10 protein-coding genes and 4 tRNA genes are annotated in these 12,753 nt (G+C 37.9%); 6 read left to right on the top strand and 8 right to left on the bottom strand.

Annotated features, from left to right (window positions below; translation table 11 throughout):
• Positions 1 to 99: 99 nt before the first annotated feature.
• The 5 genes from FJA49_RS13135 to FJA49_RS13120 all read right to left on the bottom strand — a co-directional run bounded on the left by FJA49_RS13135 (position 100) and on the right by FJA49_RS13120 (position 1,822).
• Positions 100 to 172 (bottom strand) — tRNA-Leu (locus tag FJA49_RS13135).
• A 9-nt stretch (positions 173 to 181) separates the two neighbouring features.
• A tRNA-Pro gene (locus FJA49_RS13130) sits at positions 182 to 253 on the bottom strand.
• A gap of 6 nt (positions 254 to 259) precedes the next feature.
• Positions 260 to 330: transfer RNA gene (locus FJA49_RS18450), tRNA-His, on the bottom strand.
• Positions 331 to 430: 100 nt separating this feature from the next.
• Positions 431 to 504 (bottom strand) — tRNA-Arg (locus FJA49_RS13125).
• A 907-nt stretch (positions 505 to 1,411) separates the two neighbouring features.
• Positions 1,412 to 1,822 carry a hypothetical protein gene (locus FJA49_RS13120; protein ID WP_140001375.1) on the bottom strand — a complete coding sequence of 137 codons (411 nt, stop codon included), beginning with the start codon at positions 1,820 to 1,822 and terminating at the stop codon, positions 1,412 to 1,414.
• A gap of 348 nt (positions 1,823 to 2,170) precedes the next feature.
• On the opposite strand from FJA49_RS13120, the gene FJA49_RS13115 reads away from it, so the two are divergent.
• Both FJA49_RS13115 and FJA49_RS13110 read left to right on the top strand, forming a co-directional pair.
• Positions 2,171 to 3,892, top strand: a complete 1,722-nt coding sequence (locus FJA49_RS13115; protein WP_140001374.1) for a T9SS type A sorting domain-containing protein — start codon at positions 2,171 to 2,173, stop codon at positions 3,890 to 3,892.
• A gap of 37 nt (positions 3,893 to 3,929) precedes the next feature.
• A complete protein-coding gene (locus FJA49_RS13110; protein ID WP_140001373.1) occupies positions 3,930 to 6,257 on the top strand; it encodes a BspA family leucine-rich repeat surface protein in 2,328 nt (775 codons plus the stop codon).
• A 23-nt stretch (positions 6,258 to 6,280) separates the two neighbouring features.
• Here FJA49_RS13110 and FJA49_RS13105 read toward each other — a convergent pair whose 3' ends face one another.
• A complete protein-coding gene (locus tag FJA49_RS13105) occupies positions 6,281 to 7,702 on the bottom strand; it encodes an RtcB family protein (RefSeq protein WP_140001372.1) in 1,422 nt (473 codons plus the stop codon).
• A 125-nt stretch (positions 7,703 to 7,827) separates the two neighbouring features.
• On the opposite strand from FJA49_RS13105, the gene FJA49_RS13100 reads away from it, so the two are divergent.
• The 4 genes from FJA49_RS13100 to FJA49_RS13085 all read left to right on the top strand — a co-directional run bounded on the left by FJA49_RS13100 (position 7,828) and on the right by FJA49_RS13085 (position 11,543).
• Positions 7,828 to 8,406 carry a Crp/Fnr family transcriptional regulator gene (locus FJA49_RS13100; protein WP_140001371.1) on the top strand — a complete coding sequence of 193 codons (579 nt, stop codon included), beginning with the start codon at positions 7,828 to 7,830 and terminating at the stop codon, positions 8,404 to 8,406.
• Positions 8,407 to 8,526: 120 nt separating this feature from the next.
• A complete protein-coding gene (locus FJA49_RS13095) occupies positions 8,527 to 9,249 on the top strand; it encodes a sterol desaturase family protein (RefSeq protein WP_140001370.1) in 723 nt (240 codons plus the stop codon).
• Between the two features lie 390 nt (positions 9,250 to 9,639).
• A complete protein-coding gene (locus FJA49_RS13090; RefSeq protein ID WP_140001369.1) occupies positions 9,640 to 10,662 on the top strand; it encodes a helix-turn-helix transcriptional regulator in 1,023 nt (340 codons plus the stop codon).
• Positions 10,663 to 10,709: 47 nt separating this feature from the next.
• The gene (locus FJA49_RS13085) at positions 10,710 to 11,543 is read left to right on the top strand and encodes a helix-turn-helix domain-containing protein (protein WP_140001368.1); all 834 of its coding nucleotides are present in this window, start codon (positions 10,710 to 10,712) and stop codon (positions 11,541 to 11,543) included.
• An 11-nt stretch (positions 11,544 to 11,554) separates the two neighbouring features.
• Here the strand turns inward: FJA49_RS13085 and bla are convergent, their stop codons facing one another.
• Both bla and FJA49_RS13075 read right to left on the bottom strand, forming a co-directional pair.
• Positions 11,555 to 12,307 (bottom strand): BlaB/IND/MUS family subclass B1 metallo-beta-lactamase, encoded by a 753-nt coding sequence (bla, locus tag FJA49_RS13080; protein ID WP_140001367.1) that lies wholly within the window; start codon positions 12,305 to 12,307, stop codon positions 11,555 to 11,557.
• A gap of 4 nt (positions 12,308 to 12,311) precedes the next feature.
• On the bottom strand, positions 12,312 to 12,749 hold the full coding sequence (locus FJA49_RS13075; protein WP_140001366.1) for an SRPBCC family protein: 438 nt from the start codon (positions 12,747 to 12,749) through the stop codon (positions 12,312 to 12,314).
• Positions 12,750 to 12,753: the final 4 nt, after the last annotated feature.

The raw sequence follows: 12,753 nt of genomic DNA, 5'->3' as shown, positions 1-12,753 counted from the left end.
ATTCTTTTTAATTAAACATTGTGGAACAGATTCGAGTTGAACGAATACCTTTAGTGCTTCAAACTAACGTGCATACCACATACACTACTGTTCCATTTGTACAGAAAGAGAGACTCGAACTCTCAAAAAACAGATCCTAAATCTGCCGCATATACCATTCCCCCATTTCTGCCTTACTATGTCTGGGAAGCAGGATTCGAACCTGCGACCTCCCGCGTCCAAGGCGGGCAAACAACCTCCGTTATCTTCCCAGTTTTTGGGTGCTTTCGGGAATCGAACCCTGTTCTTCAGAACCACAATCTGAGGTTTTACCTAATAAACTAAAAGCACCATATGCGGCTCATACGAGGATCGAACTCGTTTCTCCCGAGAGACAGTCGGGAAGGTTAGCCAGTAACCCCAATGAGCCAGTTCCTTTCCAGAACTTATGTGACCCTGACAGGATTCAAACCTGTAACCTTCTGCTTCGTAAGCAGTTGCTCTATTCAATTGAGCTACAGGGTCATTGCGGAGAGCTAGTTGTAACAACCTTTATTTGCCTACTCTCTTTTTGGGCATAAAAAAAGCACCTCGTTAAAGGTGCTTCATATCATACTGCAGGATAAGATTATCCTATCAGCCTGTAATGATCATACACCTGTGTTTTATAAAATCGACTATCCAGTCTCGGGAAAGCTTGATGAATGTTATGTAATCTAAAAGCAAACATATCTTTATAGTTTATAATTGTTAGTTGATAGTTTTTAGTTGGTAATTCTGAAATCAAAAATCTCAAATCAAAAATCTTAAATCTTAAATTCTTTCCATTTTTCTTCGGCAAAGATAAAGTCTAAAAAATCAAACTTCCAAATTATTTTTTAATTTATTTTACTGAAAATCAATTAGTTATATTTATTTTTAAGCAAAAGAAATCCTGTCCACCAGGTAGCAGATGTCTTTAAAATATTCAAATGACTGTCTCTCATTTGGTTAGTTTCCAATTCTTATTTTCTATTTTTTATACTAGGCATGAAACATTTTTTTACTTTTTTTTTAGATTCCCCTTTTAAGGCACTTGTTTTTATATCATTTCTATTGTTTTTTCTTTAATTTCTTTTTCCAAAATCTTGCTTAATATGTCTAATTTGATTTCAAAATGGCTATAAAACAAAAAAAGCGCCCTGAAATCAGGACGCTTTTTATATAGTTTTGGATTACCAATTACAAATTGTACTTGAAATCTTTACAATATATACCACATCCTTGACGTTTCGCAAGAAGCTTTGCTCCAATACGATCGTTTAATAGTCTAAATGACGGTACGCTATGTTGGTATATTGTATTCATTTCGGGGACAAAAGTAATCGTTTTTTTAAAACAGTAAGAAAAGTATTCTTATTTTTCTTCAAAAATATCAGTTTGTAAATCAGACCTATTCAAGATGGGTTGCCAAACTAGGCAGCGTCATAGCTCCGTTAATATCTGCTGTTGCAGTTCCTGTCTGTTTCTGTACATTGTTAACATAAATCTTTGCGGTAGCCGTCTGTCCGGCAGCACCAAAACTCTGAGCGGCAGTCTGTCCGCCAAATCCAACCGCTATAAGGCTGTTTGGGGCTGTAATCTCTTTAGACCATGGTAGCGCTGTAATAATTTCTTCTACGTTTTGCCCATTTGCCCCCGTAAACACTACAAAAAGCTGTCCCGAATAATTTCCGGTTACCTCATATTTTACAGTTTTTGAGCCTGAAGGTGGGCTGCTATCATCACTGCTGCAAGAGCTAAGGCTAATAGAAACCAGTCCTAGGAGAACTGTAGCCATCATCAAAAAAAACTTCTTTTTCATACGTTTGGTTTTTTAGTTAGTTATAGTTAAGCTACAATTTCGTGAGTAGCCTTTACAAAAACAGTTTAACTCGAAAAAACCCTACTTTAAAAGTGAATAAATTTATTTCTCCAATAAATAAAGCGACAACGCAGCTTATTTATACATCTTAAAAACGTAAAAGAGATTTACTTCATTTCAAAATTTATCCTTCAGAAAACATAAAATTTAATTTATTAGCCTAAGTTTGCACTAGTACCCTTACAACTAAGCTACTACCTTACGTTCACGCCCACAAATCAAGAACCTGCCATACAATAGCTTTCCCGTAGTATTAGCACAGTCACAAACCTACCAAACGAGGAACGCATGAAAAAAATTACCCGGTTTGCAGCTTGCCTGTTTTTTATTTTTTCTTCTGCCTACGGCCAAAAAGAACTTTGGGGTTATCGAATGACCGCAATAGGAACACCCGGAAGCAACAATGGCGTTATTATCAAAACTGCTCTGGCAGGTGATAGTTCGGATCCTGAAACTATGCATGAATTTGATCCTAACGGTATGTTGGGAAAGTTTCCAAGAGGCCGACTATTCCAGGCTTCCAACGGAAGATTATATGGTGTGACTGGTTATGATGGCAATACGCCTGGCCCAGGAGTGCCCTTGGGAGTACTATTTGAATATGACCTTATACTCGACCAATATAAAGTGCTTTCTACAACATTAACAGGTGCAATGCATGGTGTTATAGAACCTCAACCTAACATATTGTATGGCATTACCAATAGCGGTTCTTCCATCTTTAAATACAACATCAATACGGAAGAAATGAGCATTGTTGCGACCATTCCTCCATTTTCCTATAACAACAGCAACCAATACCCTAAATTCACCGGAGAGCTTATGAAAGCATCCGACGGAAATTTATATGGTGTAACTTCTATGGCGCCTTCCTCACAAAATATTCCTTATCCTGGTGGTATTTATAGGCTGAATCTTTCAAACAACCAACTAACGAAAGTTTATGTTCTTGGTACACCCGGTTCAGGTTCCGATGTTATACATACTATTTATGAGACCAAACTGGTGGAAGCCTTGCCTGGAAAATTATACGGTACGGCATTGGGCGGTGTTAATATAGGTCCTCAAGGTGTAGCTCCATTAGGCAGCGGTACGCTCTTCGAATATACAATTGCGACCAATACGATGGTTAAAAAGTTTGATTTCAACTATGCTGTCAATGGTGCCAATCCTAGTCCTATTATAAAAAGTGCCGACAACAAACTTTATGGCACCTTAGGTGGAAATAACAATAGCAGTTACCCTAATGCAGACGGTTTAGTATTTGAATATGACGTTACCACAGGAACCATGTCCATACTTCATCCTTTTTCTTATGTTGCAGATGATATGGTCAGGGCTCCGTATGGCACGTTGCTAAAAGCCAGCGATGGTGCAATTTATGGCAGTAGCGGTCAAGGAAACTTTAAACTTAACCTGACAACCAACACTGTCAACCGAAAAATAATTGCGAATAATACCTATGAGCCAAAAGACCTTATCGAAATCTGCCGCAAGCCTTCTTATCACTTTTTTGATACTGCCTCTTTTGTCGTTTGCGTGAATAATCCTTTTGTATTTGACGTGCAGAATACTAATGCCACCAGCTATATATGGAAAAAGGGCTCAACCGTATTGCCTTCTCAAACTACCGGTATACTTTCTATTCCTAATCTTGTAGTATCAGACAGTGGCATATACACTTGTACGATGACCAATTCCTGCGGCACTACCATTACCATGCCTTTACAACTTACTGTTGATGGCTGTCTGGGTACTGATGAATTGATTTGGAAAAATGCTATAAAACTTTACCCAAATCCAGCAGCTAATGTCCTGAACATACAACTTCCAAATATGCCTGATCTTGAAATAAAACAAGTTTTAATAAGCAATATGCTGGGACAGACTGTCTACAACGAAACGTATAAAAATCCATCAGTCGAAATCAGCTTTTTGGCAGCCGGAATGTACCAACTCCATCTCATTACCGATAAAGGCGAATGGAAAGGCAAATTCATAAAAGAATAATATCTACACAAAACCCACTTATACCACAAAACAACCTATGAAAATAAAACTACTTCTTCTTGTATTTTTCCTGATGGCTACTTTTCCCAGTTTTGGGCAGTTTATAACCGAATGGAATACGGGCGCTAGTACTACAATTACAGTTCCCACAACCGGAACAGGATATAACTACACCGCTACCATTGCAAGGCTTGATACACCAGCAACCATCATTACGACATTGAATAATGTTACTGGAAATGCTCAATTTACCGGTTTGGCAATCAATACTAATTATCAGGTTAAAATTACCGGAACTTTTCCAAGAATTTATTTCAATAATTCAGGCGATAAAGTAAAGCTGAAAAACATAGCGCAATGGGGAAACATTGCCTGGACAAACTTTGCTAGTGCTTTCTATGGCTGTACTACGATGAACATTACGGCAACCGATGTTCCTGTACTTTCCGGTGTGACCAACATGAGTCAAATGTTTCAGTTTTGTATCGCTTTAAATGGCCCGACCAATATTGGAAATTGGAATACTGCTACCGTGACGAATATGAGCAATTTATTTAGCGGTGCAACAATTTTTAATCAGAATATAGGAACATGGAATACAGCTGCCGTTACAACCATGAGTAACATGTTTGCCAATGCTACTAATTTCAATCAAAATATTGGAAACTGGAATACCGGAGCCGTGGCTATTATGGAATATATGTTTTATGCCGCCAAGAATTTTAACCAGCCCATCGGAAATTGGAATACTACCAGTCTTACTAATACAGACGGTATGTTTTCTCAAGCTTCTGCCTTTAACCAAAATATCAACAATTGGAATATGGGAGCTGTTACCATTACACGAAGCATGTTTACAGCAGCTACTGCCTTTAACCAGCCTATCGGAAATTGGAATACAAGCACTGTTACTACAATGAGTGGCATGTTTAGCGATGCTACTGCTTTCAATCAAAATATCGGGAACTGGAATACTGCTGCAGTTACAGATATGTCAACCCTGTTTTCCGGAGCCACAGCCTTCAATCAAAACATAGGCAATTGGAATATGGGTAATGTTATTAATATGAATGCCATGTTTAAAGGAGCTTCGGCTTTTAATCAGAATATCGGTAACTGGAATGTTTCTTCAGCTGTTAATATGCTGAATATGTTTCAACAGGCAACTTCCTTCAATCAAGATATTAGCAATTGGGATATTTCTTCAGCAATTTCTATGGAAGCCATGTTTAAGGATGCCTCCGCATTTAACCAAAATCTGGGACCGTGGGGGGCACGCTTAAATTTAAATTCCTCTTTAGGAGGTTTTTTTGGTGGCATGCTTGATAATTGCGGCATGAGTATTGCCAATTATGATGCAACATTAGTTGGGTTTAGTGCGAATGGCCCTCAGAGCCGGGTTTTAGGCGCAGCAGGACTTTACTATTGTAATGATGGAGCAGCGGCCCGTGCTAACCTCCTGTTGCCTGTTGTCAACGGTGGAAAAGGCTGGAACATTACCGGCGACACTTCGTTAGCTGCCTCAACTCCGCTTTTGGCAGTATCAGGTACAACCACAACACTAGCCTATTCGGGATGCAACTACGATTGGTCGAATCCAACCAATCGTGCCAGAAAAATGCTGACCGTCAATCCGAATGGCAATAACTTTTCGCCGTCCAACGTACAAATCAATAACAATACTATAGGAGCGCTTCCAAATGGAGTTACTTCTACCGATGGCTATTACCAAATCAGTAACGGCACTAACAGCACCAGAGTCAGCAATCGTCTTGTTTCTATTACCGATAGCGGAAACCATACTGTGAATGACGGTATTATTGTACGGGTTTATTATTCCATATCCGAATATACCAACCTAGTTGTAAATGCGCCTCCTGCTGGAGATATCGTAGATGCAGGATGGTTTTTGTCAGGCAATAATACCGCAGCAACAGTAATTGCTACTATGTCTGCCGGAACTTATGCCTTACCTAATGCAGAAAAGATTATTCCTTTCAATTCAGGCTCAGAAAATGGTATCGCTTTTGTAGAATTTCGCTTAACCAAAACAGGTACTATCGGATTGTATGCAAAAACACAGGAGGGTTCGCTAGCGCCTGAATTATCTGTTCCGGATAGGTCAAAATCTTTAGCTATAAAAATGTATCCAAATCCTACGAAAAACCTATTGCATTTAGAATTTACCGACAGTCAAAATACAAAAATACAAAAAATTGCCATTACCAATATGTTGGGACAGACAATCTATACCATTACAGAAAATTCAAAATCTATAGATGTTTCATTACTCGCTTCGGGAATATACCAGATTTCTGTTTCTACAGATCGTGGTAATTGGAACGGTAAGTTTATAAAAGAATAGCAGGCAATTTTAGCCTGCTATTTTTAATCTTCTCTACTTCCGTCATCTGCCATACGCACCATTTTAGGAGTAAATTTCGCTACTACATCTACTAGTTCCTGTTGCGATGCCATGACTTGGTTGATATCTTTATAGGCCATTGGCGCTTCGTCCAGTCCGGCACCAATCAGCGTTACGCCATGATGGTTTAGGACGGCCTGCATTTCATTTTTGGTAATCGTCCTAAAGGCCTGACCTCTGCTCATCTGTCGTCCGGCACCATGCGAAGCCGAATTGATAGCATTCTCTTCTCCTTTTCCTCTTACCAGAAATCCCGGTGCCGTCATACTTCCCGGTATGATTCCCATCACGCCTTTTGCAGCCGGAGTTGCTCCTTTTCTATGTACAATTACTTCTTCTCCATTCCAGATTTCTTTCCATGCAAAATTATGATGGTTTTCCACTTTCGCTAATACCTCAGCACCTAATGCCTGCTGCATCTTGTTATGGATAATTTCATGGCAAGCCGAAGCATAATCTCCTGCCAAATTCATGGCTATCCAATACTCTTGTCCCATCTCTGAATTCATATCCAGATAAGCCAGATTTCTTGCCACTTCTGGTAATGGACATAACTCTTTTGCAATTTTAGTATAATGCCCGGCAACAGTAGCACCAAAACCTCTGGAACCCGAATGTGTCAACAAAGCAACATATTTTCCTTTGGAAATACCCAAAACAGCATCATCCGATTCAAACTCTAAAATCCCAAATTCTACGAAATGGTTTCCTCCACCAGAAGATCCTAATTGTGACCAGGCCTTATCTTTTAAGTTCTTGACAAACGGGTTAGTTTCAAAATCAGGGCTTTCCAGTACGGCATGGTCTGCTCTGTATTGCCCCTGGAAACCGTGTCCAGCACCAAATTTAGAATGAGCAATCAGTTCTCTCTTGAATTTATGTTCGTTCTCATAATAAAAATCTTCTGGAATATCATAAACCGACAGGGCCATTCTACAACCGATATCCACACCTACTCCATAAGGAATAATAGCATTTTGTGTAGCCAATACGCCTCCAATTGGCAATCCATAACCTTGGTGTGCATCTGGCATCAGGGCACCACCAACCGTAACAGGCAATTGCATGGCAATTTTCATCTGATCAATAGCACCTGCTTCAATATGGTTTAATCCATAAGACGAAAAGGCTTTCGGGTTTGGATTCAGGGCAATAAAATCTTCCGGTTTTTCTGCAAACTTTTCGATTAATGCCGTGGCTAATTTTCCAAAAAGCGCATCGTCGATATAATTCTCTGGTGTCTCCAGTACTTTTTTATACAAATCCAACATCTGCTCTTTTGTATGACCAGTTCTCTTTTTGTTTACGTTTAAGGCAATCCCGATAACGCTTCCTTGAGGATATCCTAATTCCAGCAAATCGGTTCCGTTGATTGGTGTTTTCATGTTTTCCATTTTTTGATGGTACAAAGATGCACATGCACCTACGCAATTATTTTGCGCAGTTATTTTTTATTTTAAAATCTACACTTTAAGCAAATTTATGTAGTATTGTATATAAATAGCATGCAATGGATTCTTATGATATACTTTTAAATTCTTTAAAGCAAATCACGGAACTTGATTCTGAAGAAGAAACAATGTTTCGAAAAGCATTTAAACCATACTCATTAAAGAAAAATGAATTCTTTTTGCAATCCACAGAAGTCAATCACAGATTGGGATTTTTATGCAAAGGATTAGTTCGCTATTTTGTTTTTAAAAATGAAGAAGAATCTACTTTGGAGTTTACCAAAGAGGGCGAGTTTATTGCTGACTATGGCAGTTTCATATCCAAGGAGCCTTCACTTCAAAATATTCAAGCGCTGGAAGATTGCCAATTACTGGTAATCGAATATGAAGAGTTGCAAAAATTGTATAAAATCTCCCGAAATGCCAACTTATTAGGCAGAGTTATTATTGAACATCGTTTCATCATTATGGTCGACCAACTTTTGACTGTCCACCGTTATAATCCCGAAGACCGTTACCGCTATTTCTTAAATCATTACAAAGATCTCACACAAAGAATTCCCCAATATCTTATTGCTTCTTTTGTGGGTGTAAAACCACAATCCCTTAGCAGGATAAGAAAAAGGATAGTGCAGTAATTTGTTAACTCAGGTGCATCATTTCTAATAAAGAGCACTATTACATTTGTATTCGTAGGCCTTAAAAAACAAATGTAATTCTTGTTGCGCTACAAAGCACAACAATAAACTCAAATTAAAATGACACTACTTATCATCTTTATCGTATTTGGATTTTGCTTTTTATTAGAGCGATTGACACCCGGCTGGAAATTACCTGATGTGCCAACCTGGACCATAAGAGTACTGGCTGTAAATTTTATTCAGCTTGGCATAGTGATATTGGCAGGATATACATGGGAAATATGGTTGGCTAAGACTTCCTTGTTTAAATTATCAGACTATGTGAATTCCTTCTTCGGAGGATTAATCGCATATTTTATAGCTACTTTTATCTTTTACTGGTGGCATCGATGGAGACATAAAATTGATTTTTTATGGACACATTTCCATCAAATTCATCACAGTCCACAACGCTTGGAAGTAATCACCTCTTTTTACAAACATCCTTTAGAAATGACTGTAAATTCAATTATAGGAAGCCTTTTGGTTTTTACTACGTTGGGATTGAGTTTAGAAGCTGGTGCTGTATATACGCTATTTACAGCTCTTGGAGAATTTTTTTATCATACCAACGTAAAAACCCCGCAATGGATTGGCTATATTTTTCAGCGTCCAGAAATGCACAGAATTCATCACGAATATGACAAACACACTAATAATTATGGTGATATTGTATGGTGGGATATGTTGTTTGGAACTTATGAAAACCCTAAAGAATTTAAATCAACATGCGGTTTTGATAATGAAAAAGAACAACGGCTATTTGACATGTTTAAGTTTAAAGATGTACATAAAGAATAGTATTCATTACTATCAAAATCTAATACAAAAGAACCCGACCAATTTTTATAATCAGTCAGGTTCTTTTTTTTGTAACCTTGATGAGATTCGAACTCACATTCCCTCTCGGGCATTACGGCTGCAAATACGCTTCCCTACTTTCCCTAACGATTTCGGTGCTTCTGTAAATTCTACCCATTAGTCCGCGCAGGTCTAACCGGAATATCCGTAAACTCAATGGCCAGTAAATTTTGCCACAGGCTTTTCCCTTTAAGCTACAAGGCCTTATTATTTTGATGGTACAAAGATGATTCCTCTACTACGCAATTATTTTGCGCAGTAAAAAAGAATTTCTATTTTTGACTAAACGAGCAAATACTTTTTACTTTCTTCTATCTAAAATCAGAAAAAATGTCTCAAAACAAGAATGCCCTTATCCGTTATAAAACCATTGATAAATGCCTACAGAACCAGTATAGAAAATGGACTCTGGAAGATTTGATGGAAGCTTGTTCTGAAGCATTATTTGAATACGAAGGCAAAGAAAATTCTGTAAGCAAAAGAACCACACAGCTTGACATCCAGCTCATGCGAAGTGAAAAACTGGGCTATAATGCACCTATTGTGGTCTATGAGAAAAAGTACTACAAATATGAAGACGAGGAATATACTATAACCGATATTCCGCTAACCGAAACGGATATCAATGTACTAACCGAAACCGTTTCTATGCTCAAGCAGTTTAAGGATTTTTCTTTATTCAATGATGTATCCGATATATTGCAGCGTCTTGAAGATAAGATTTATGCAGAGAAATCGCATACCCAACCTGTTATCTATCTGGATAAAAATGAGAACTTAAAAGGATTGCATTTTCTGGATATACTATACCAAGCCATCATCAAAAAAGTTGTAGTGGTGCTTACTTATAAATCGTTTAAATCCAGAGAACCTCAACAGTTTATCTTTCATCCGTTCATTTTAAAAGAATTCAATAACCGCTGGTTTTTGGTTGGTAAGAAAAAAGCAGCTTTACCAATTGTCAACTTGGCGTTAGATCGTATCGAAGCAGTTGATTTTGATTTTAATCATCCTTATGCTGAAGAGAATTTCAATGCAGAAGATTTCTACAAAGACGTGATCGGCGTTTCGGTTAGCGAAGGCCAAAGAGTCAGAAATATCCGTTTGTGGATAGACACTCATAATGCGCCTTATGTAATAACAAAACCATTTCACCACTCCCAAAAAATTGAAGAACATCGGGAAGGCGGAAGTATTGTAATCAGCCTGAAATTAAATATCAATTACGAATTCGAAAGACTGATTATGGGATTTGCTGAAGGAATTGAAGTGCTGGCTCCTGAGAGTCTTAGACAACGAATCAGCGAAAAGCATAAAAAGGCATTAAAAAAATACGATCAGCCCGTTAAATAAATCCCAATACCTATCGTCCGTATCAGATAAAAACAGAACTTAGCCTCATGCAGCTACAGTATTTCAGGCCTAAAAATAAACTCCTTTCCCAATATCTTGAAGGTTATTATTTCCTAGAAAAGGAAAGAGATGAGCCTACTGTTGAATATTTTACTTTCCCGAACAATTTCAGTATCGTGTCTGTAATTACAGATGCACAGATAGTCATGGATGACAAGGGGGCTTTTGTAGAAGAAAAAAAAGAGGCTGCTTTTCTTTCCACTCTCATCTGCCATTATAAAAAACCGTTTAAAGTGCATTATGAAGGCAAGATCAGGGAGGTTACTTTTTACTTCAAGCCTTTAGGGCTGAATGCTTTTATTTCAAAACCGTTAGAGCATTATCTTGAAAATTCTTATAGTTCTTTTGCTCCTTTCGAGGATTATGAAACGACCTTGAAGTCGATTTTGAATGAAAACAATAAGGAAGAGCAGCGAAACCAGATTGAAAAATATTGGCTGTCCAAGCTTATCGGTTTTGAAAATCCTCTGATACAAGATGTATTGCTGGAACTAACGGAAAATGCGGAAGAAGCATCTATTGAAAAGCTTGCTGTAAAACACCATACGAGCCGGCAAAATATTGCGAGACAGTTCCATATTCACGTTGGTAAAACACCTTCTGAGTTTAGGAAAATACAACGGTTCAGAGAAACGATGGCTAAAAACACCAAACTTGCTAACAAAGATAAAGGCAAAGGTACGTTGAGCTATGACAGTTCTTTTTATGACCAATCACACCTCATCAAAGATTTTAAAGCATTTACGGGATTAGCTCCTAAGGCATTTTTCAAGTCGGTTTCTTTACAAGAAAATGCTACAATAAACTGGCTGTTTTTATAAAAAACCAGAATTTATTTCTTTGTGAGCAAGTTTAGAGTATGTTGCATCGCCTTGTTACTTTCCCAACCAAAATGTCCTGGAATGACATAATGCGGTTTCGGATATTTCTTTATAAGTTTTCTCATAGTACCTTCCCAGGCATTTAAATCGGCATCGGCTATATTGCCCAAACTTTCGTTTTCTGTGCTTTTTATAAGACAGCCTCCATACAGAATTTTTTGTTTTCCAAACCAGATAACAATATTGTCCTGCGTATGTCCGGCTCCCGCATAATAGGTTTCAAATTTCTTGTTTCCGATGTTGAAAACAGTATCTTTTTCAAAATAATGTTCCGCCTGCACATTCCCGTTTTTCTGGCATAAATCATATGTCAATTTGGACGAATAGGTAGGAATGCCTTTCTTTTTATAATATTCGAATCCTGCAGTACGGTCGTCATGAAAATGGGTGGCAATGCAAAATATTACGGGTTTGTTATGCCGTTTGTAAATACTGTCAAGCAAAGGTTGAAATTCGGATTCATCCCAAGGCGTATCGATAAGAATTACTCCTTTGTCTGACACCACATACATACTATTAGAAGGGAATACTGTTCCGTCTAAATCTTTGTAAGTAGTATAGATATAAAAATCATCCGCCAGAGGCGTAATTTTCAACTTGGAAACTGCAGCCTGTCCGAAAAATGTTTCAGAAAGAAGCAACATGAAAAAAAGCACAGGCAAAAAAAATGTTTTCTTATTCTGAGCAATTCCGTTTGATTTCATGGTTTTAGTTTTGGCTTTCTACAAACTTTTTAAAGGCGCTCATAAATTTAAGCGATTGTTTTTTGAAAGCACCGGGCATCAAGAAAGCCATCACTTTCATAAAACCTTTTAATTGAAATTCATTTTCCGTAACATATTTGGTCTTCGTATCGGAAAGTTTGATAAAGCTATTTTTTACAGTATTTAAAACGCCATTGGCCTCATAAGTTCCTGTAAATTCATCTGGCAGATTGCGTACTGTAACGGTTTCAATCATTTCGAATTCACGACTGCCCATCTTAAACTTAAGTTTTAACTTAGCACCAGGCTGTCCCGGAGTACCGCTCAAATGCTCAACGCTCTGTAAGCCTTCCATCCATTGTTTCATCGTATCAGTATTGTCAAACAATTCAATAACCCTGTCAATAGGCTTGTCAATTTCAATTTCTACAGTATATTTCATAAAG

The organism is Flavobacterium microcysteis (assembly GCF_006385255.1).
Taxonomy (GTDB): domain Bacteria; phylum Bacteroidota; class Bacteroidia; order Flavobacteriales; family Flavobacteriaceae; genus Flavobacterium; species Flavobacterium microcysteis.
This window is presented reverse-complemented; position numbering and strand designations above follow the sequence as displayed.

Excerpts from the sequence above, each read along its gene's own strand:
- FJA49_RS13115 (WP_140001374.1), top strand. The coding sequence starts at position 2,171 with ATGAAAAAAATTACCCGGTTTGCAGCTTGCCTGTTTTTTATTTTTTCT.
- FJA49_RS13095 (WP_140001370.1), top strand. The coding sequence starts at position 8,527 with ATGACACTACTTATCATCTTTATCGTATTTGGATTTTGCTTTTTATTA.
- FJA49_RS13110 (WP_140001373.1), top strand. The coding sequence starts at position 3,930 with ATGAAAATAAAACTACTTCTTCTTGTATTTTTCCTGATGGCTACTTTT.
- FJA49_RS13120 (WP_140001375.1), bottom strand. The coding sequence starts at position 1,822 with ATGAAAAAGAAGTTTTTTTTGATGATGGCTACAGTTCTCCTAGGACTG.
- FJA49_RS13100 (WP_140001371.1), top strand. The coding sequence starts at position 7,828 with ATGGATTCTTATGATATACTTTTAAATTCTTTAAAGCAAATCACGGAA.
- FJA49_RS13105 (WP_140001372.1), bottom strand. The coding sequence starts at position 7,702 with ATGAAAACACCAATCAACGGAACCGATTTGCTGGAATTAGGATATCCT.
- FJA49_RS13075 (WP_140001366.1), bottom strand. The coding sequence starts at position 12,749 with ATGAAATATACTGTAGAAATTGAAATTGACAAGCCTATTGACAGGGTT.
- FJA49_RS13090 (WP_140001369.1), top strand. The coding sequence starts at position 9,640 with ATGTCTCAAAACAAGAATGCCCTTATCCGTTATAAAACCATTGATAAA.
- FJA49_RS13085 (WP_140001368.1), top strand. The coding sequence starts at position 10,710 with ATGCAGCTACAGTATTTCAGGCCTAAAAATAAACTCCTTTCCCAATAT.
- bla (WP_140001367.1), bottom strand. The coding sequence starts at position 12,307 with ATGAAATCAAACGGAATTGCTCAGAATAAGAAAACATTTTTTTTGCCT.